The 19,399-nt window shown below is 48.9% G+C and carries 20 protein-coding genes and 2 pseudogenes; 12 read left to right on the top strand and 10 right to left on the bottom strand.

Annotated elements, in window-relative coordinates; translation table 11 throughout:
- The first annotated feature begins 231 nt into the window (after positions 1 to 231).
- The 5 genes from M975_RS06140 to M975_RS06120 all read left to right on the top strand — a co-directional run bounded on the left by M975_RS06140 (position 232) and on the right by M975_RS06120 (position 6,611).
- Complete coding sequence (locus tag M975_RS06140) at positions 232 to 1,149, top strand: hypothetical protein (RefSeq protein WP_064557969.1); 918 nt, start codon at positions 232 to 234, stop codon at positions 1,147 to 1,149.
- A 528-nt stretch (positions 1,150 to 1,677) separates the two neighbouring features.
- On the top strand, positions 1,678 to 3,177 hold the full coding sequence (gene cap4, locus M975_RS06135; RefSeq protein WP_064557968.1) for a CBASS system CD-NTase-associated protein Cap4: 1,500 nt from the start codon (positions 1,678 to 1,680) through the stop codon (positions 3,175 to 3,177).
- 5 nt (positions 3,178 to 3,182) lie between these two features.
- On the top strand, positions 3,183 to 4,328 hold the full coding sequence (locus M975_RS06130) for an SMODS domain-containing nucleotidyltransferase (RefSeq protein WP_064557967.1): 1,146 nt from the start codon (positions 3,183 to 3,185) through the stop codon (positions 4,326 to 4,328).
- The gene (locus M975_RS06125; RefSeq protein WP_083967847.1) at positions 4,325 to 6,127 is read left to right on the top strand and encodes a ThiF family adenylyltransferase; all 1,803 of its coding nucleotides are present in this window, start codon (positions 4,325 to 4,327) and stop codon (positions 6,125 to 6,127) included. Before M975_RS06130 ends, M975_RS06125 begins: the two co-directional genes overlap by 4 nt.
- Complete coding sequence (locus M975_RS06120) at positions 6,117 to 6,611, top strand: Mov34/MPN/PAD-1 family protein (RefSeq protein ID WP_064557966.1); 495 nt, start codon at positions 6,117 to 6,119, stop codon at positions 6,609 to 6,611. The genes M975_RS06125 and M975_RS06120 overlap by 11 nt, the downstream gene beginning before the upstream one ends.
- 413 nt (positions 6,612 to 7,024) lie before the next feature.
- Here M975_RS06120 and M975_RS06115 read toward each other — a convergent pair whose 3' ends face one another.
- The gene (locus M975_RS06115; RefSeq protein ID WP_064557965.1) at positions 7,025 to 7,426 is read right to left on the bottom strand and encodes a hypothetical protein; all 402 of its coding nucleotides are present in this window, start codon (positions 7,424 to 7,426) and stop codon (positions 7,025 to 7,027) included.
- A gap of 382 nt (positions 7,427 to 7,808) precedes the next feature.
- Entirely contained in the window at positions 7,809 to 8,333 is a 525-nt protein-coding gene (locus M975_RS06110) for a hypothetical protein (RefSeq protein WP_064557964.1), read from the bottom strand.
- Positions 8,334 to 8,530: 197 nt separating this feature from the next.
- Between M975_RS06110 and M975_RS06105 the strand changes: the two genes are divergently transcribed.
- Both M975_RS06105 and M975_RS06100 read left to right on the top strand, forming a co-directional pair.
- Positions 8,531 to 8,722, top strand: a complete 192-nt coding sequence (locus M975_RS06105; RefSeq protein ID WP_064557963.1) for a helix-turn-helix transcriptional regulator — start codon at positions 8,531 to 8,533, stop codon at positions 8,720 to 8,722.
- 132 nt (positions 8,723 to 8,854) lie between these two features.
- Positions 8,855 to 9,922 (top strand): hypothetical protein, encoded by a 1,068-nt coding sequence (locus M975_RS06100; protein WP_157093338.1) that lies wholly within the window; start codon positions 8,855 to 8,857, stop codon positions 9,920 to 9,922.
- Between the two features lie 228 nt (positions 9,923 to 10,150).
- Here M975_RS06100 and M975_RS06095 read toward each other — a convergent pair whose 3' ends face one another.
- From M975_RS06095 to M975_RS06065, 8 genes and pseudogenes are all read right to left on the bottom strand, one after another.
- Positions 10,151 to 11,104 (bottom strand): tyrosine-type recombinase/integrase, encoded by a 954-nt coding sequence (locus M975_RS06095; RefSeq protein ID WP_083967845.1) that lies wholly within the window; start codon positions 11,102 to 11,104, stop codon positions 10,151 to 10,153.
- A 58-nt stretch (positions 11,105 to 11,162) separates the two neighbouring features.
- Positions 11,163 to 11,405, bottom strand: a complete 243-nt coding sequence (locus M975_RS23325) for a DUF905 family protein (RefSeq protein ID WP_245164331.1) — start codon at positions 11,403 to 11,405, stop codon at positions 11,163 to 11,165.
- Between the two features lie 39 nt (positions 11,406 to 11,444).
- Positions 11,445 to 11,792 (bottom strand): annotated as a pseudogene (locus M975_RS23320) (TA system toxin CbtA family protein); the annotation flags it as partial.
- 57 nt (positions 11,793 to 11,849) lie between these two features.
- Complete coding sequence (locus M975_RS06085; protein WP_064557960.1) at positions 11,850 to 12,206, bottom strand: type IV toxin-antitoxin system YeeU family antitoxin; 357 nt, start codon at positions 12,204 to 12,206, stop codon at positions 11,850 to 11,852.
- 61 nt (positions 12,207 to 12,267) lie between these two features.
- The gene (locus M975_RS06080) at positions 12,268 to 12,699 is read right to left on the bottom strand and encodes a DUF2787 family protein (protein WP_064557959.1); all 432 of its coding nucleotides are present in this window, start codon (positions 12,697 to 12,699) and stop codon (positions 12,268 to 12,270) included.
- A gap of 90 nt (positions 12,700 to 12,789) precedes the next feature.
- On the bottom strand, positions 12,790 to 13,278 hold the full coding sequence (locus M975_RS06075; RefSeq protein WP_064557958.1) for a JAB domain-containing protein: 489 nt from the start codon (positions 13,276 to 13,278) through the stop codon (positions 12,790 to 12,792).
- Positions 13,279 to 13,300: 22 nt separating this feature from the next.
- A complete protein-coding gene (locus M975_RS06070) occupies positions 13,301 to 13,843 on the bottom strand; it encodes a hypothetical protein (RefSeq protein ID WP_064557957.1) in 543 nt (180 codons plus the stop codon).
- 176 nt (positions 13,844 to 14,019) lie between these two features.
- Positions 14,020 to 14,400: a hypothetical protein gene (locus tag M975_RS06065; RefSeq protein WP_064557956.1), complete on the bottom strand. Its 381-nt coding sequence runs from the start codon at positions 14,398 to 14,400 to the stop codon at positions 14,020 to 14,022.
- Between the two features lie 122 nt (positions 14,401 to 14,522).
- Here M975_RS06065 and M975_RS06060 point away from each other — a divergent pair, with 122 nt between their 5' ends.
- From M975_RS06060 to M975_RS06040, 5 genes and pseudogenes are all read left to right on the top strand, one after another.
- The gene (locus M975_RS06060; protein ID WP_064557955.1) at positions 14,523 to 14,774 is read left to right on the top strand and encodes a helix-turn-helix domain-containing protein; all 252 of its coding nucleotides are present in this window, start codon (positions 14,523 to 14,525) and stop codon (positions 14,772 to 14,774) included.
- A gap of 19 nt (positions 14,775 to 14,793) precedes the next feature.
- On the top strand, positions 14,794 to 15,312 hold the full coding sequence (locus M975_RS06055; RefSeq protein ID WP_064557954.1) for a hypothetical protein: 519 nt from the start codon (positions 14,794 to 14,796) through the stop codon (positions 15,310 to 15,312).
- An 11-nt stretch (positions 15,313 to 15,323) separates the two neighbouring features.
- Positions 15,324 to 15,638: a hypothetical protein gene (locus tag M975_RS06050; protein WP_064557953.1), complete on the top strand. Its 315-nt coding sequence runs from the start codon at positions 15,324 to 15,326 to the stop codon at positions 15,636 to 15,638.
- A gap of 309 nt (positions 15,639 to 15,947) precedes the next feature.
- Positions 15,948 to 16,169, top strand: a pseudogene (locus tag M975_RS06045) (DDE-type integrase/transposase/recombinase); the annotation flags it as partial.
- Positions 16,170 to 16,649: 480 nt separating this feature from the next.
- Positions 16,650 to 19,391, top strand: coding sequence for a hypothetical protein (locus tag M975_RS06040; RefSeq protein WP_064557952.1), 2,742 nt, complete (start codon positions 16,650 to 16,652; stop codon positions 19,389 to 19,391).
- Positions 19,392 to 19,399: the final 8 nt, after the last annotated feature.

The raw sequence follows: 19,399 nt of genomic DNA, 5'->3' as shown, positions 1-19,399 counted from the left end.
TCCAATCAGGTCTGACAGTCAGCTCAGGGCCAGAAGCGGAACTTGCTTACATCGTGCTATGTTAGTTTGCCGGGAGCAGGTCAGGGATGTTATGCCTGAGATCGAAGCCATTTCCAATGACACAATTGTAGTTGTCTGCATAGCCCTCTCACGTCAGATGACCTGTTTGCGTTGAAATACCAGAATATCTCGTGTTTTATAACAGCAAATACCTTATACCCCCGAAAAATTATGGAAAAAATCAGCCCCGCAACAGTTCAGTTCATCAAACTTGGTGAGGCAGGTGAATGGGAGCAGCAGTGCCTGTCGGAGGGCACGCTTCGGTTTGGTTATCATAAAACCCCGGACAATCTTTGCGTTGACGACCGATGGGAAGACGTTCACAAGATATGGCTTAAAGAGCGGAAGGGAAATAAGGCCAGCGCCAGCAGTGACGTCAGGCAGATCAAAACTTTCTACACGGCAGATGAAGATACACTATTCATTACCATCAGGGGGGGATTTCTTTACTGGTGTCGACCCGTGGGGCCGGTTGAGGTACTGGCAGATAGTAGCCGGGTCAGAAAAACGATAGAGGGGTGGCAAAACACCAGCGTTGGGGGAGCGCGATTAACCACGGATCACCTGAGCGGAGACCTGTTAAAGGTCCAGGGGTATCGGGGTACGATCTGTAACGTAAGCGCACATGATTACGTTGTGAGAAAAATCAATGATGAAGATCTCCCTGCGGTGTCTGATGCTAAGCAGGCTGAAGTAACGTACCTGGCCGCGATAAAAAATCTGTGCCAAATGCTGACTTGGCAGGATTTCGAGCTACTGGTAGACCTTGTTTTTTCAACCAGCGGGTGGCGGCGCACCAGTATTGTCGGTAAAACCCAAAAAACGCTGGATCTTGAGCTTGAATCCCCCACCACCAGCGAGAAAGCTTTTGTTCAGATTAAATCATATGCGGACGCACATGCATTCAGCGATTACGCAAAACGGTTCAGAGAAACCAGTGCCTATGAACGGATGTTTTTTATCTGGCACAGCGGACCGTTATCCGAAAATATCAAAGCCGAAGGCATCACGTTAATCGGCCCGGACAAGTTAGCAGGACTCATTCTGGACAGTGGTTTATCAAGATGGCTTCGTAAAAAAGTTTCATGATATTCCGGCTGTTTCTTCAACTCATCGGCAGTGAATCAACGAGATAAGGCTCCGGAAACGGGCTTTACCTAGACGCCATCGGACCTCAGCCGCAGGCGCGAAATGCCTACTCAAGCAGTTCGGTGAAATTTACCGGCCTGCCGGTAAGCGCAGTAGGGCTGAAGACCCGCGGAGCCGAAGGGGGCACTAGGTATGATGACTGTGATGACTCTTATGTCTTGAATACATAGTCAATAATCACACCTTTGATCAATGTCATTTTGTTCAATAGTTGATCATTCTGCAGAAGTCTGCAGTTAAATGCTCTTTTTCAGGGATCGTATGGAAATTAAATAAATTTTGTTCTTCAGTTTAACTGAAGTCTGATTGATATTATTTTTTACAACCTTTTATTTAATATTAATATCAATTATTTAAATACAAATGAGTCGTTAATGAATTCCAGAACCTGCAATAAACACTGTCTTCTTGAACAGTATCCTCTGACGTGATAGCTTCAAAATATTACTGTTATTTAGGAGAAATCTCATGGCGACTTCTGTATTGGCTAACTGGCACGGTCATGATTATCAGGCTCGGTATTTCTGGATTGAGGCATCCCGGCTTAAAAATCCCCAACAAGATTTCGTCGTAGAAGTTTCCTATGAAGCCGATGGCCCTAAAGCCTTTGATGACGTGATTACGCGTTATAATCCCCCCCGCCGCAGCACCGGGCCCGATCGGATTCAGGCCGATTACTATCAAATCAAGTTTCACGTTACACAAGCCGCTAGCTTCGGATTCGCGGACCTGATTGACCCTGCATTCATTGGTGCTGAAACCTTCTCGATCCTTGAAAGGCTAAAACAGGCAAAAGGAATTGAGCCTGCCAACTCTGCTTTTCATCTTGTCACGACAGATCGAATTATCGATGAGGACCCGCTTGGTGAAATAATCAGCAATGTGGATGGCTCAATACGACTCGATAAGTTGTTTGATGGCACGACCGACAGGAGCCGTAAGGGAAAGGTTCGCAAGCTCTGGCGCCAACATCTTAAGCTTTCCACAGACCAAGAGCTGGAGCAGGTGCTTTCTGGTTTTCACATTCAGCAGTCACAGCCCACGCTTGAAGCGATGCGTGAAAAAGTTAATACCTGCTTCCAGATCATTGGTTTGATAACCTGCGAAACAAGTTCGGACTTCCGTTTCGATGGCGCTGCGCGTGCCTTACGCAGTCAGGAACGTTATCGCTTTACCCGAGAGCAATTCACAGTCCTTTGCGAGGAAGAGAACTGGATCAGATCGGAAGCACCTGAAAGCTTCAGAAATGTTGCGCTACGCTCTTTCAGCGATGGGCCACTGGACATCATGGATGCGCTTCCGGAACACACACTCTCCCTGCTTTCTCTCTTCGAAGGTAGATTTCCCTCCCCAGGCATTGAGTGGAATGATGTTATTAAGCCCCAGGTAGAAAACTTCCTCACAGGTATCAGGCAGACGGAGCGTAAAGTTCGGCTGTATCTGAATACCCACAGCTCCCTTGCAATGCTTGCCGGCAAATGTCTTGGTCACAAGTCAGGCGTAGAAATCGAACTGGTCCAGAAAGGGAGATCGGGTGATTCTATCTGGTCTGAATACGAACCCCACAACGAACCTGCTGCGGTTATCGAGATCGAGACTGTCGGAACCGGAAGCGATGTTGCAGTAGTGCTCAGCATGGCGAGAAATGCGCTGCCAAAAGCGCACGCTTACATACTCGCAAATCAGCCTGACATAGGACGGATCATTCATGTCACCCCTGCAAACGGGTACGGGCAACGATCTGTGAAAAACGGTTCACATGCCGTAGCGCTTGCCGAACAGATATCCGATGCCGTCACGTATGCAGATTTACCGGTTGAGGCAAGCTTGCATATTTTCAGCGCTGCGCCAAATGCCGTTAATTTTTATCTTGGCCAGCACACCGATTTTCTGGGGACATGCGTCTTTTACGAGTTTGACTTTCAACGCCAACGAGATGGCTCCTACCTTCCTTCATTTAAGGTTTAATCACCATGGAACTTCAACCTCAGTTCAACGAATTTTTAGCAAATATCAGGCCGACTGATACACAGAAGGAAGACTGGAAAAGTGGTGCAAGGACACTGCGCGAGCGCCTGAAGAATTTCGAACCACTCAAGGAAATTGTCGTATCAACGTTCCTGCAGGGCAGCATTCGTCGTTCAACGGCAATCCGTCCGCTCGGCGATAAGCGCCCTGATGTTGATATTGTCGTGGTGACCAATCTTGACCATACCCGGATGTCTCCCACTGATGCAATGGACCTGTTCATCCCATTCCTCGACAAGTATTACCCGGGTAAATGGAAAACTCAGGGGCGCTCTTTTGGCATTACCCTCTCCTATGTCGAATTGGACCTGGTGATCACCGCCATCCCAGAGTCAGGGGCAGAAAAAAGCCATCTTGAGCAGCTCTATAAGTCAGAGTCAGTTCTGACTGTTAACTCTCTGGAAGAGCAAACTGACTGGCGCCTGAATAAAAACTGGTCCCCCAATACGGGATGGTTGTCTGAGAGCAACAGTGCGCAGGTAGAGGACGCCCCCGCTTCAGAATGGAAAGCGCACCCGTTAGTGCTACCTGACAGGGAAAAAAATGAGTGGGGCCGGACGCATCCTCTCGCGCAGATCAGATGGACCGCTGAGAAAAACCGCGTTTGCAACGGTCACTACATCAACCTTGTCAGGGCGGTGAAATGGTGGCGACAGCAGAACAGCGAAAACCTGCCGAAATACCCTAAAGGCTATCCGCTGGAGCATCTGATTGGTAACGCTCTGGATAATGGAACCTCCTCAATGGGCAAAGGTCTGGTTCAGCTGTTGGACACTTTTTTGTGCCGTTGGGCAGACATTTACAGCCAGAAAGGTAAGCCGTGTTTGCCAGATCACGGCGTTGAAGAACATGATGTGATGGCGCGCTTATCAACCGAAGATTTCTGTTCATTTTATGAGGGTATTGCGGGTGCGGCGGAAATTGCTCGTAACGCGCTGGCGTCTCAGGATCCTCAGGAAAGTGCAGAACTCTGGCGCCAACTGTTCGGATCCAAGTTTCCTTTACCCGGTCCTCAGGGCGGCGATCGCAATGGTGGATTTACAGTGCCAAGTAAACCAGCAGAACCACAGAAAACCGGGCGCTTCGCTTGAGTACAGTCGTTCAGCAGGTGCCAGGAGAGCTGCAGGCAGCGTTCACCCTTATCAATAATGATCCCAGGATGCGGACGAACAATGCCTGGGCGCTCTCTGCTGACAAGAGATGGTCGCTTAAATTCACCGCCGGGCTTTCCGTACCCTGCTCCAGGTTCATGCCAGACAACAGCGTCTGGCATCTGGTCCTCTGGCAGGAAGAGGCTCAGATACGTATAGAGGTCTATCCCGATAAATCGGAAGGTATATCTGCAACGTTTCAGCACCAAAACTACAACTTTTCGGCTGCGTCTACCCCCGGATGGACATCAGGAAATCCGTGTCTTGAGAATACGCCCGCCGCATTTGGTCGTAACTTATGGGGGCAGGAACCCGAAGCATTACTCGACCGAATCAGCTGGCGACTCAGCAGGCTGCTGCTCTGGATTGACGCAGCTGCACAGGAAAAACTGGCCACAACCGGGGATGCTGTTGAACTCCCCGCCTTCCCCGGTCAGTCACCCTTTACCGTGATCGGTTTTAGCGAACAGATTGATGATCTCCCTTTCTGGGCATCGAAAACAGGAGAATGGGGGTTTGCAAGCAGCACTGGATTGCCCGGTGCGCGCGGTACCCACTTTTTGCGTGAGTTTTTTGATAACAAAGGAAAGCTAATCCGGACAACCAAATGGTCCCCGTTCATGCGCAAAGGCGCGAGAACAACGAACGCAGTGTGGTCTGTTTTGCCTACCCTCCCCGTTCTGGCTCCTTGGCAGGCACCCAGGACCTGGCAGGAGCTCAGCCATTGCTTCGCACAATGCGGGTTATCACTGCCGGACCTCTTTTCAGATATTGGGCGTTCTGTCAGAGCCCTGCGCAAGCAACGCGCGCCCGGATTACTCTTGCTGGGTTTTCCGCTGGAAAACAAAATTGGAGATGAGCCAGCGCGCATTCATTGGCTGGCGCTGCGTCTGGCCGGTCTCAGTAATACAATGACAAAACGCCCCGGATTCCGCCCAACGGAACGGAATCGCAGAGCCTGGGATCGCGAACAGCCACTTTCACAGGAGCCCATCAGGTGGGTGAGGACGCAGAACTGGGCTGCCGACCAGCTCAGAACACGTGGCGAAGCAGCCAACGACATTCGCAGCAAAAAGGTGCTGATAATCGGTGCAGGCTCACTGGGCAGCATGATTGCAGAAAACCTGATGCGCATGGGTGTTGTCAGCCAGGGCATTCTGGATGCAGACCTCCTACAGACCGGAAATCTGAGCCGTCACGCCCTGACAATGACGTCAGTTGGCCATAACAAAGCGGCCGCGCTGGTTGAACATTTGAATCGTATTCTGCCTGACGCAAGTGCACGTTCATTCAGCTGCGCGTTTCCCCCTGAGAGTGAGGCGGCAAAAAACTCACTGCGTAAGTACGACGTGATCATTGATTGTACCGGTGATGATGGTGTTCTTAAGTCATTGGCGGCATTTGACTGGCAAAGTGAAAAAATATTTATCAGCCTGGCTATGACATGGCGGGCTGAAGGTTTATTTGCGTTTGCTGCCAGTGAAACAACGTTTCCGGTGACGGATGCTTCCAGCCGCTTCGACGCCTCAGCGTCACCTGAGATCGACATGGATGAGGCGAGAATAGAAGGCATCGGGTGCTGGCATCCTGTATTTCCGGCCCGTGCCGATGATGTACAGTTATGGGCGGTCGTCGGTACAAAATTCATTTGCCGGGTGGTCAGTGCGCCAGGGAGAATCTATGAATATTTTAAGCAGATGCCTGATGGCACTGTCGAGAGAGAGCCGCATGAGTATTAAAGATGTGACTTTTTCGAGTGAGGGTGCACTTTATACTGTCGTCATTAGCTCCTCAACCATTGAGCAGATGGTTTCCGAATGTCTTAAAGCTGGCGTAAATGAAACAGGTGGTATTCTGATTGGCTCATACAGCGAAGACAGTTCTACGGCAATGATCGTGGAAGCCACAACCCATCCAGCGGATTCACTCGCTGGCCGGACGACATTTCAACGAGGCGTCAGAGGGCTGAGGCCTTTACTTCATGCCCGATGGAAAACGGGATTGTATTATGTTGGTGAGTGGCATTTTCATCCAGGAGGCTCACCCGAGCCAAGTGGTGATGACTTCAGGTCTATGACAAGCATTGCAGCGAACCCTGACTACCAGTGCTTGGAGCCTGTAATGATTATACTTGGAGGGGATCCGGCAGGCTCATACAGTCTGAGCGCCAGTGTATTCCCAAGGGGAAACGCCCCCATCAGACTGCGAGAGGTTCTGATTTAATATCCGTTCCCTTTGCTTTCCATCAGACCATGGTCTTCAGGCCCGAAACGCGACTTTTTGCGGCCCGGCTGAGCCGCGCTCTGCCGGTTCGCGCAGTCGACAGATACTCAGGCTGGCCAGCGAGCCGAGGCGTTCATTGTGTGCGGCGTCACTTAATCATCGGTCCCATGAACGATTTCCATTGAGATGCTTGACACAAACCACACACGCTTATAAAACCGCTTTCCGGAACAAGAAAACGCGGGATTGCAGGAAAGATCGCTTTCAGAGCGACCATTACCAGACCATAAAGCCTGTGTCATTACCATCTGCCCCGCCGTTGATTCAAAAAGAATGCTGTCATCACTGTCCGCTTTTCGCTGTGAGTTCAACTAATGGATGCAACACACTGGTTAAATCGCTCTGCGGGTGACTCAAAGTCTAGTGTTTTTCTCGGCCTCTCTTTGAGCCCCCCACTTTTCGAGGACGTAATCCCGGATCTCGTCGGCCTGGGAGTCATCGCCGCCAAGAAAGCGTCCACACTGCCCGAGCCAGCTGTTCCAGTTATACAATCGGTTAAGCGGCTGTTCTGAGTCAGGCATCAGCATTCGATAGTCGTCGCCGTTGTCTTTAGCATCGCGACGAATCTGTTTGATACGTTGTCGCAATTGTGCAAATCCATCAGCCTTGTAGGCTGCATCCAGATCTGCATGAGGAGAACCCAGCGCCGCGAGTTTTTTTTCGATAGTTTTAACCGCATAAATACGAGAGTTGAGGCCCGCTTGTGTTTTGGCACCTCTGATCTCTAGCCATTCCCGAAATTCGACTTCGAGCATTCCCTATGTCCCCTCATTCAACGTTAACTCACTGATAGCTATCTTCGTGGATGATGGGAGGGCCAGCAAGGATATTGTTTAATACGAGCGACATTGTTATGCCATTCTGCACTCGTTTATCCCATTTATGCGCTTCGCCAACTGGAACACCGCTCTTACGCGGTGCACAGTTCTAGATCCCAAAAGCTGTACAAAACCCGGGTCCAGCCTGAAGTCTATTAAAAGGATTTCAATTACGGAAGGGTTTTAAGTTTTATATATCCAGTGACTAGTGTTGATACATCTATATAGATACCCCCCTTGACGGTCACTTCTAAAAAAAAGGGATTTACACAGAATCATAAACAGGATCGTTATATTAACTTAGTAACACAGCCCCCTATTATTTTACGTCCCGCGCAGCCCTGATTAAAGAAATGACATCTTCAGTATGTGTCATTTTAATAACATCAACTGCACTCCAGGTAATGTTCCGTAGTACAACATCGTCCTTTTTTATTTCAGGATAACGGTAACCCTCCTCATTCAAATAATTCGCCACTTCATCTTCTGAACACCGATCAACAATACGCTTCTCCCATATAACATTATACAAATCAGCAATCTCTTTCCCGGCCTTTGTCTTGGGGCGGACAAATGCATCATAGTAAAACTGATTAATCAATTCAGCCAATGCATAACAACGCCCACGGGTTCCTGGTGAAACGTCCTCACCGGGAAATACCCCCTTTTCAATGAGATTGTCCAGCCGGTTCTTAGTCGTTTCTGACATATAAACATCTACAGACGGGCCAAAATCTTTTTTCAGGGTACCACGACGGGCATCCTGCCGCTGCACATCAGAATTCGGTTTTAGTGCTTTGGAAAGGGTCGTTTTCTGCCCCTTTCGGGTCATTCTTCCAGCCATTTTGTAGCCTCCTTTGGGTGGCTTCACAGTATGAGAAATACAACCATCACGGTCGCGTGACGGTCACGCTCACAAACACCATATATATTTCGTGACCGTCACGCAAGCATCGCGAACCGTCACGCCTTTTCCAGTGTCAGGTCAGTAAAAAAACATCTTGTACCAAAGTGCACCTAAACAAGCGAAGGAGCACTTCGATGAACGAAATCAGGTTAATCAGGATACAGACCGTACTGGCGCGCTGCGCCGTGAGCCGGGCAACGCTCTACCGGATGATTGCCGCAGGTACTTTTCCGCGACAGGTGTCGCTCACGGGAGGACGTGCTGTGGCGTGGTTGCAACACGACGTTGAGGCGTGGATAGCTTCAAGAATGCCAGCAGGACGCTAGAGGTCGAGGGTTAGTGGCTTATGGGCGTGTTTTTGAACCGTCTATAAGCCACATATGCGCCCACTCAGAACCATGTAATTGGATTAATTGATATAGCCACTCACATGGATGAATGGTTATGGGAGAACGATGATGAGTATGAAGAATATAGATAATGGGAAGAAGTCATTAAAAGTTGGTCGTAGTAAAGATGGGCACCCGCTGAGAATGCGTGTTGATGGGATCACTATTGTATCCATGGTGGATGGTAAACGTGAGAAAAATACAATTAGAGACTGGGTAAAGAATATCATGGGTATGACTGAGCACTATTCTGTCGAGCCTGTATACCATAAAAAGAATGGTAAAAACCATTATCAGAAAGGGGTGAAAATATCCTCTGGCAGTACTATGTTGGTAAGAATTGACTATAAACCATACAGGGATAATGTGGGTAATATTCGCTTTGAATTCCGGCCACAGCATCTCACTGAAAATGGAATGAATAAGCTTATTCTGTGGCTGGCTGAAAGTGGACTGGCAGATCTTATTTTCACGATCTTTAAACGTGCATGGGTCACCCGTCTGGATGTGGCTCTGGATGTTTATAACTGTACGCTTGAGGATTATTTTTTTGGACTGAAACGCTGCTATACAGGGAATATGAATCTGGAAGGTGACTCACGGGGACTGACTCTGGGAACGGTGTACTCCCACCTCCAGATGTCAATTTATGAGAAAACTGATTTATTTGGGGTAGAATCTTCCATTGAAAAGGTAGAAACTTTGGGAAAAAATATTCTCAGGGTGGATGAATATGCTGATTTCCTGCGTATTGAGGCCAGAATTCGCCCCAAAAATACACCTCATTCAAAACAGGCCAACAGAGCCATTCGTCTGGCCGATCTTGATAAATTAGTTAACCCTTTTGAAAGCTTACAAATCTACCATAAAGGCCTGGATAACATGCTTCATGGGACTGATAACCGTTTTAGCTATAAAAAGGGACATACTCTGGCAAGAAATAAGCATGACTTTCTGAAACGCATTGGTGCCAGGAAAATGCCGAAACACCAGGAGAAGGTATTCAAACAATATGAATATGAACTCTTGAACAAGGGTGAAGTCTGGTCATTCTGGCCCGATTGCAAAGCAAAACTGGGTCTGCTAGGCAACCCGCCATTATGGGTAGCAACCAACAGAAATCGCTACTTTAGCTAAATAGCCTCCGGTAACCCCCTGTGAATACTCGCAGGGGTATATAAACGAATATTTGAGCCGATACAGCCTCATGTTCAAGGGGGCATTCACCGGGGTGGTGAATCACCCGTGCTTCCCGGCCCCCTTACGTCAAAACGAACTGTCTGCATATATTTGGGTCATAAAAATAGGTTCTGGCCCCGTTTGATGGTTTTAGCCAGCAGAGTGAGAAGCATATCCCCCAAACAGCTACCAGCAACTAAACCCTCTGGAGGCTTGTTGTACCACCACCTCACCACGGCAGTCGTAGCGGGTGGTCGTAGATATGTCAGCATGGCCTGCCAGCTGGCGTACAATGTTGATATCGATACCCTGCTCCAGAAGTTGTGTGATAAAGGTTCTACGCAAATCATGCGGGGTAAAATACTCCACGGCCGCCAGTTCGCACAGTTGTCTCAGTAACCCCGTCAGGCCGGTTGTCGTGAGCCTTTGATGCCCTGAACGGTCAGCACGGCTGATGCGACTGAACAACGGACCGTCATGGCCTCCCCTGACTTTCAACCAGCGTTTGAGTTGTGTACAGACTTTCCTTGCAAGATGAATTTCCCGGCTTTTGCGGCCCTTCCCTTGCCTGACCCAAACAATGCCAGTGGTCACATCGACGTCCTCAACGTTCAACGCAACCAGCTCACCGGCCCGTAGACCAGCGCCACACAAAAGCAGCAGAATGGCGCGGTCACGCTGGCTGCGCAATACCGCATATCCAGTCGCTGCGTCCAGCATCGCCCGGATTTCGCTACTGTCCAGTGCACGCCCCTGCCGGCGGGCATCTCCGCTGATTCGCCGGACTGACCGTATATGCGTCAGCCTGTCAGCATCCAGCAGACCCATACTGAACGCTGCCCCGGCCACGGACTTCAGCGCCGACAACGCCATATTCACCGTGGCAACGGCATATTCCGCATCCAGCAGGCAGGCTCGCACCCGCATCACACTGGCATAATCCAGCGTATGCCAGGGATAACTGTCAGGCGTACCTCCCGAACTGAGAATATCTGCGCAGCGCCTGAGCTGGCTCTGCATCCCCTTACGTCCCGCAGTTGTCAGTCCATCCAGCCACAATTGGGCGGGGTTTATGGCTAAGTTTCCCACAGCGCTGGCAGGGCCATGTCGTGGGGTGTTCTGAGTCGTTTTTGTGGTCATTATCCTCTCCCTGAAAAAGGGACTGTCCCCGACGCCAGTAAGGTGCCGGGGAATGAAGTCAGCGTGATTTCACGCCATGGCTCAGCAGATACGCATTCAGTCCCTGCCCCGCATCCGCCTCAAAATTCCATGCCCGCCACACAAGCAGCCCTTCAGCATCGCGTATCACCAGCCGGAAGTGGGCACGCTGGTCATCCTCAATGGTGACGTTGCAGTAAGCCGCAACAACAGCCTCCGCTTCACTGCGGTTAAAGGTACTCAACGGCAATGTCAGGCTCTCCGGACTCCTCTGCGTGGTCATGTCCGCAGGCGCATTGCCACATGGTGGGAGAGGCTCCTGAGTGGTGCTTTTTACCGACTGGTAACTGCCACGCTTCATAAGCCCTGCGGCCTTTCGTGCACGCATGACATCAGTGGATGTGATAAGCGAGGACCGTGGGATAAAACTGAAGCCCTTCTGGTCGGTGCGCACCAGGTCATACTTTTCAACTACGGCGTTCAGGGCGTCTGCCAGCGAAACCCCGGTATCAATGTGCTCCTGAATAACGCAGTCATCGCCAAACGGTGTGTCGTTGAGAGTCAGTCCATAGTGCTGACTGAGCAGATGCGTCAGCAGGGTACGCCAGACCATAACGGGTGACGGGCAGCACTGCGCCGCCCGCGTCGGCGAATCGGGTGATTTCTTCATATTGGTTATCTCGTAAGTCAAAAAAAGAAGGGGTTAACGTGGATAGTTCTTTATGGCTCAGGCTTTTACCGCTGGAGTCGGATAAATGGCGATATACACGTAACCACAGGAGCCGAGCGTGTCAGCCTCGCAGGTCAGCCCTTTTGCCTGCAGCATCACGCCGCTCGCCCTGCGCGGATCCAACTCACCGGACAGCAGCATGCCCTCCATCTGCTTCAGTAGCAGCGGGAAGGCCTGGTCCAAATGCCGCGCATCCGCCTCGCTGAACGTAGAGGTGAACCCGGCCCGGTCGGCCAGAAAATGTAGGCGGCGCCCCTCCTGCACCAGACGCGCCCCGAAGCGCGGTTTCACGTTGAGCGGAAGTCCCCACTGTGGCGTGAGCGCAGGGTCAGTCAAATCAGTTGGATTCGTCATTCTGTGTATTCTCAAGTGATGCATTGCCGGTGCATCGCTACCGGCAGTGCATGGTGGTGATTCAGCTTTCCCACAGCACATGCGTGGTATAAACCCCGCAGGCGTGGTAGCTCAGGAAATTGCGCTCCCAGAGCTTATAGAGCTCCCGGGCATCCCTCTGGGACATGTCGCCTGTCCGGCAGTGCCAGACATAGCCCTGTGACCAGCTGATATCGATGATTTTCTCCAGCTCCGGGTACACAGTGCCGACATAGCCAAAGTCAGTGGCGTAGTCCAGGCACCATTCATCCTCCTGATGTACCAGCCGGATTTCGACCGGGTGATAACCGCCCCGCTCCACACTGTAGTCCGGGTCACGAAAGTTGAGTGTCACGGCGGGGATATGGCGTTTATGGGCGGGAATGTCACCCGCCTCCGTCATCAGCAGTTCGAACAGATGCAGACTGACAGGCAGCAAAAAACCTGCCGGTTGAATAACGGCATTGATGTTCATGAGCAAAACCTCATTGTTTACAGTTTGAAATTGATGAAGGGGTAAAGCGGATGTGTCTTAACGTGGATAATGTGTATTAAACCAGCTAACTCAGAGCAGTCCGTGCTCGGCAAAGGAATACACGCTGTCGCCACCTACGATCAGGTGGTCTGTAACGCGGATATCCAGCAGTGCCAGCGCGTCCGTAATTTTCTGTGTAATGAATTTATCAGCCTGGCTCGGCTCCGGCTCGCCACTGGGATGGTTGTGCACCAGTATCACTGCGGCTGCATTATGAATCAGCGCCAGACTGACGATTTCACGTGGGTAAACCATGGTCTGGCTTAGCGTCCCGGTGAACAGTGTCTGATAGCCAAGAATATGGTGTTGCTGCGAAAGCATTATCACACCAAAAGCTTCACGAGTTTCCAGCGCCAGCTTCATGACCAGCCACTGGCGAACATCTTCAGATGAAGTGATTTTACGGCGATTGCGAAACTGGCGGGACAGCAGCGTGTGGGCAAAGCGGATAATCTCTTCGCGGGTCACCGGCTCCTGGGTCTGGTAATGACCGCTACGGTCACAGGCAATAAACGTCATGGTGTACTCCTTACCTTGCAGGTCAGAATTCACGTTCAACAAAGTAGATGGCATCGGGCAACAGCGTGTGACGCTTAAGTTCCGGTTGTACTGAAAAAGCCTCTTTTCTCTGGCTGCGTATCCCCAGACTGTCAAACAGAAACAGCCGGGTCGCGTCGGTGCGAATCACCACTGACCAGTGCCAGGTGGTGCCCAGAATCACCACTCGCTGCGCATGATTCTCAGGTTCAGCCAGCCAGTCACTTATATGCTGGAAAATCTGTCGGGTACGTAGAGAGAGTGAACGAAACGGGGTATGAAAATGCAGGGGGTAATGCCGGGAGTAGTGACCTGTGAGAAGAATGCTGTTGATGAGATGGTCCAGCTGTTCTTCATCGAGGCCAAGGGTCAGAAGGTCAAATAAGTCCCATCGTCGCCGGTAGTTGTCGAGCAGACGGTACATCAGTTTTTCCCTCTGTACTCTGCCATCGTAGAGATAACTCATGGTGTTAATCAGGCTGTATATACCGCACAAATAGTCGTGCTGACCCTGGCGGGACGCCTGCACGTCTCGGGGAAGTTTCATTTTAACGTTCCGGGGATGAGTTGATGGCTGAAAGTCAGCCTGGATGATGGTGTGGTAGTGGCTGGCGCATGATGGTCACCACTGTATTAATTATAGCAAAATCAATGAGTTATTGCAAATAATTCTCATTCCCACCCATCAGGACTGAAAGAAGCCCAGCCATAGCAATTTGCCACTCAGTCGAGCTTTGACGCTGCTCCAAGGTCAGCCGCCACCTGCGCCAGCGCCAGTTGCAGGAGCTTTTCCCGCGAGGCCGGTTTCATGGTACGAAACAGTTGTATCCACAGATTGAGCTGCTCGTCTGTTGAGGAGCCAGCGGCATCCCTTTCACTTTGCAGTGACATCCCGGCTGCGCTGATATGGTACAGAAAGCCCTTCCCTCGCGTTCGTTTGCGACGAATTTCAGGGTGCAGTGCCGTCAGCTTTTCCAGTCGCAGACGCGCCCCTTTTGCTGTCCCCGGCATTCCTTCCATCCCCACAAAACCTTCTGCCGTCAGCCATTCACCGACATCAGAAAATTCATCACCGTCTGTTACCGTCACGTTCTCAGTACTCATAAAAATTTCACCTCTTATCAAAGCGTTAGTTAAATGAGTGCAAATAACCCACAAAAGGAACTTGATAACTTCCCTTTATTCGCTTTTAATGATTCAGGTACTTACAACCTGGAGTTAATACATTGAGTAACTCAACAGCTTCGCAAAAAAAGCGAACCAAGGGAAGTGTCGGAAACTGGCACCGGGCGGATATTGTGGCGGCCCTGCACAAACGGGGGCTCTCATTGTCTGCGCTTTCCCGCCAGCATGGGCTGGCTTCACGCACACTCAGCAATGCCTTTGAGCGTCACTACCCACGTGCAGAAAAGATTATTGCAGATGCGCTGGAAACCACACCAGAGTTCATCTGGCCCGATCGATACATCAGGAACTGATGAAAGGAGATAATACAAAATGAAGAAATCCGCAGTTGTTCTGCTGCTGGCCATTTCCGGATGCGCCAGTGCAAAAACATTACCGATGGAGACATTGCAGGTACTCTATGATGCCTACGCAAACCTGAATAGCTGCCATAAATTTGGCTACATTGGTGATGAGGTATTGAACAGCCTTGATAAGGTCATACAGGCAAACCGCTATCAGGATAATTTAGGGAACGTAACGGCTTTAACGCAGGATAACATCAACTATTACCACTCACTTCATGACCAGTTCATTCTGGACCAGCAATCAAAAAGCTATAGCATTAACCAGAGCGGGATACGGTTTCAGATAAAAACATTGTGCGACCAGCTCAATACCACGTTGGGTGATCGGTTAGGGGTTAAGGCCAAGATTATTTCCCCGGATAATTTGCCTGAAAGCGCAAAGCCTGTTTTTAGTAAAGAGAGTAATCACAACGCTCCGACAATCCCAGAGGACCGCCCCATGACATGGGAAAACAGTCCGGTGCAGGGTATTCAGGTACGCTGAGGGAAAATACAATGAATAAATGGATAATGACTGCATTGCTCACCATAACAGCCTCTGCTCATGCTATCGCTGCATATCCCAAAAGCCAGCCTGCACAGGCTGCTGAAATCATGGTCAGAACGTGTCAACAACAGCGGACTGGTATAGATAAGGACAAGGCAATCAGTAGAGTTTATGACGCAGTAATTGACTGGCCCATCGCCTCCACAACGGCAGTTGCAGCCGCAATAGACGAAGGATGGAATTTTGCTGTACAGAATCCAGGTGTTAAATGCGACAGGGTTTATCTCATGATGATTGACATGCTGGCAGGGAAAAAGAACTGAGCTGCCCACTTCACTTTAATCGGCAAAGCTAATCTGTATTAGTAGGAAGTATACCTCATGATGTGCCCGATCGCAGGGCACCATTACATCAGACCCATGGTTATAAGCGAGGAGTGAATGCGAACTCATCAGCCGCTTAAGTCAGGTCGATTCAAGACATCACCAACTCAGTGTTGTGTGAATCAACTGGGGCAGGTCAGTCTTCATCAGAAATCAAATTCAAAGCACGTAAGCGCATGATAATTGCTGCAACAGAAACACCATAATGCTGTTTGAGTAGCAACAAACTATCTAGCGTTACAGGCAACCTGGCGGGCAACAAAGCTGATGAAAGCACTCAATATTATCAGCTGTCAGCAACCTGGCCATCGTTATAAGAAGGCGTCTAAGGAACACATTGAGATCCCTAATTATCTGGATCGCCAGTTTGCTGTTACCGAGCCTAATCAGGCCTGGTGCGGTGATGTGACTTATATCTGGACGGGAAAACGCTGGGCTTATCTGGCTGTAGTACTCGATTTGTTTTCCCGTTAACACCCAATGAATCAGAGCGATTGTCCTGGAAAAACTCTAAAACTGCGGCCAGTTTTTGTTGACCACTTCACTGGGATGCCGCACCGCTTGCAGACATCATAGCGATTCACGCTTCGTCGTGTTTTCTCATTCTCTCTTTTGGGTATTCCTATGATACCATCATAAAAACAGTTAGTTATACAAGAAGTAAGCATTCTTTAGAATGCATTAAAGAGCCCTAAATAAGGTGCTTAATTGCCCCATTTAGGAATCTAATAAATTGTTATACGTAATTCCAGTGCGTGGTAATGCCAGCTCGATATAACGAACCATCAATCGCGAGGATGGATTGAATGAAGTGGTCAGTTTTACCTTCGCTCCATGACCCCGCGAGCTGACTTAGGGGGAGAATATTGAGAATTCAATGTAGTGGAAACTCAAGGCGCCAGTTCTGGTGTACAGACTGGCAAAAAACAAAATGACTGGATCAATACGGATATGACTGATAACACGCAGAAAAAAAACAACGAGACGAACGAAATCATCATCGACTTGTTCGCCCCCAATCTTCCGGGCAGCACCAAGGAAGGCGACTTAATCCAGAAAGCGTTGCGTGATCAGCTAGTTGAAAGCATTCGAAGCTCGATTACTCTCCCTAAATTCAACAATCCATCAGAGGTTGTCCGATTTATTGATGAATCAGGCCGTAATGTGTTCTTTGTGGATGGTACTCGCGGTGCAGGTAAAACCACCTTCATCAATAGTGTGGTCAAATCACTGAACAGTGACACAGGTGTTGCCAGCATCAGCATCAAGTGTCTGCCGACCATCGACCCTACCAAGCTGCCGCGTCATGAACCCATTCTGGTCACGGTGACCGCCCGTCTGAACAAAATGGTATCCGACGAGTTAAGAGGAGACTGGTCGTCGAATAACCATAAAAAAAGAAAGGAACAATGGCAGAGTCACCTTGAACAGCTCAAGCGCGGTCTGCATCTGCTGACTGACAAGGAATACAAGCCGGAATATTTCAGTGACGCTTTGAAGCTAGATGCCCAGCTTGATTACTCCATCGGTGGCCAGAATTTGTCGCAAATCTTTGATCAACTGGTTGAACTTGCGTGTGAAATTCTCGGCTGCAAGGCCATTTTGATCTCGTTTGATGATATCGATACGCAGTTTGATACGGGTTGGGATGTACTTGAATCTATTCGCAAATTCTTTAACAGCCAGAAATTGGTGGTGGTGGCGACTGGGGATTTGCGCCTTTATTCCCAGTTGATTCGCGGTAAGCAATACGAAAATTACAGCAAAACTTTGCTCGATCAAGAAAAAGAGAGCGCCCGCTTAGCCGAACGGGGCTATATGGTCGAACACCTTGAACAGCAATATTTGTTAAAACTGTTCCCGGTTCAGAAGCGTATGCAGTTGAAAACCATGCTGCAACTGGTGGGCGAGAAAGGGCGAGTTCAAACCTCTGAAAAAATTAGCGTTTTATACAGTAAAGGCACAGATGGCATAAAGGTCAATACAGTTAGGAGTGCTTTGGAGAATATTGTTTCGAATGGTTTGAACATACGGGTTGGCTCCGATCTTGATATGTATGTTGATGAGCTTTTGAAGCAGCCGGTTAGATTGTTAATGCAGGTAATGCAGGATTATTACTCCCGTTTGCAAGTATCTGGTATATCTGAAAGTGTGCTGCTGAGGGATTCGTTATATGGAGCAATGCTTAGCAGTATTTATAGGGTGGGCTTGAATTATGAGCAACATCGGATTGGTATGGATTCTTTATGCGATGATATATTTAGATATTCACGTCAGGATCAAGAGGTTAATACCGGATTTTATCTTCGACCTCAATCAAGTTCTGAAGCTCTTAGGAATTGCTCTGTTTATTTAGCCTCTCAAGTAAGTGCTTTGTGTGGTGGAGGTCTTTCACGAATACTTCAACTTATGCTGATTGGATGCGGCAGTGTCAGTCTCTTTGATCATGTGAAGAAGCGACTTGGAGGGGATGTAGAGAAAACTCGACCAAGTATAGATATAGAGTTCAAGTCATATATGTCAATTGGTCGTCGTGAAAGTGTTACCAATTGGGCGAATAGAAGTTGTGCCGTTATCTCTGATGATGGGTTGCCAACCCAGTCAGCAGGTGTATATCTTGGGATGATACAAGTAAATAAGAAAAATCGTGGTGAGAAAGGAGTGTACAAAGCATTAAATATAAATTCAGAAAGAGGATTGGCGAAGCTTGCTGTTGCAGCCTCTCTTAGCTCCTCATTGACGCCAGTCCCATCGGATTTTCTGTCTGTTTTCAACCTAATTGGCGCCATTGCTGATCTAGCGGATATTGATACGAAAAGCCTGGTGGAAGATGACGCTGTCTCAGAAATAAATATGGGCGAGCAGGTATTTAATAAGGCTTTACTGAAGGTCTTGGCGAAGCCCACTTGTGTTGCGCCTATATGGTCTAAACATATGGATAAAGGCACAGTCGAGGAGGTGGAAGATCAGGACGTTGTTGGTGAACAGGAAATTAGTGAAGCAATGACGGCGCTTCTTGTTTGGAATCGCCTTGTTCTTCAAGAGTCATCAAGAATAAGACCTTCCTCTATATTAATAGGTAAGATATGGACCCGGTTGTTTTTTAATTTGTCCTCTATATCTGAAAAGCATAAAGCGTTGCTTGGTGGTGATGAAGATGCGCACCAAGGAAAATATGCAAAATATACCAATGCTGCAAAAATTATGCGATTTAATGTATTGGCGTTCCTTCATGCGGTACTGGTTGAAGAAGATGCTTATCATCGGATTGACGAGAACTCATTGTCTAGTATTTCTATTAAGTTTAAGCAAAATCCTGTTACATCTGTTGGTCAATTTGTCGCCAAGCTGGATTCAATAGGGAATTTGGACGGGTTGATAAAAACTCATCCGATTTTTTCTCTCATTGTAAAGTGCCCGTTAATACATCCGTTTCTTTTTCCTGTTGGTGGGATTAATTCGGCCGATACGCAGCTCCTCCAGCAAGAAAAATCCCTTCTTGATTGTTTGGATACGATTATTGGCGGAGAATTCCGTCTGAATGTGGATTTCGATAATTTGGGAAAAAATGATTCCTCATTTTCAGGTCTGGGAATTAGGAACTTGAATGTCACCAGTATTGCTGCTGCGCCATATGAATCAAAATCGGCAAAGAAAGATAAAACATATTCGTCAGATGATGGTCAAGATTAATCTGCTTA

This window comes from Buttiauxella brennerae ATCC 51605 (assembly GCF_001654925.1).
Taxonomy (GTDB): domain Bacteria; phylum Pseudomonadota; class Gammaproteobacteria; order Enterobacterales; family Enterobacteriaceae; genus Buttiauxella; species Buttiauxella brennerae.
Note: the sequence above shows the minus strand (reverse complement) of the source record. Positions and strands in the feature narration are given on the sequence as shown.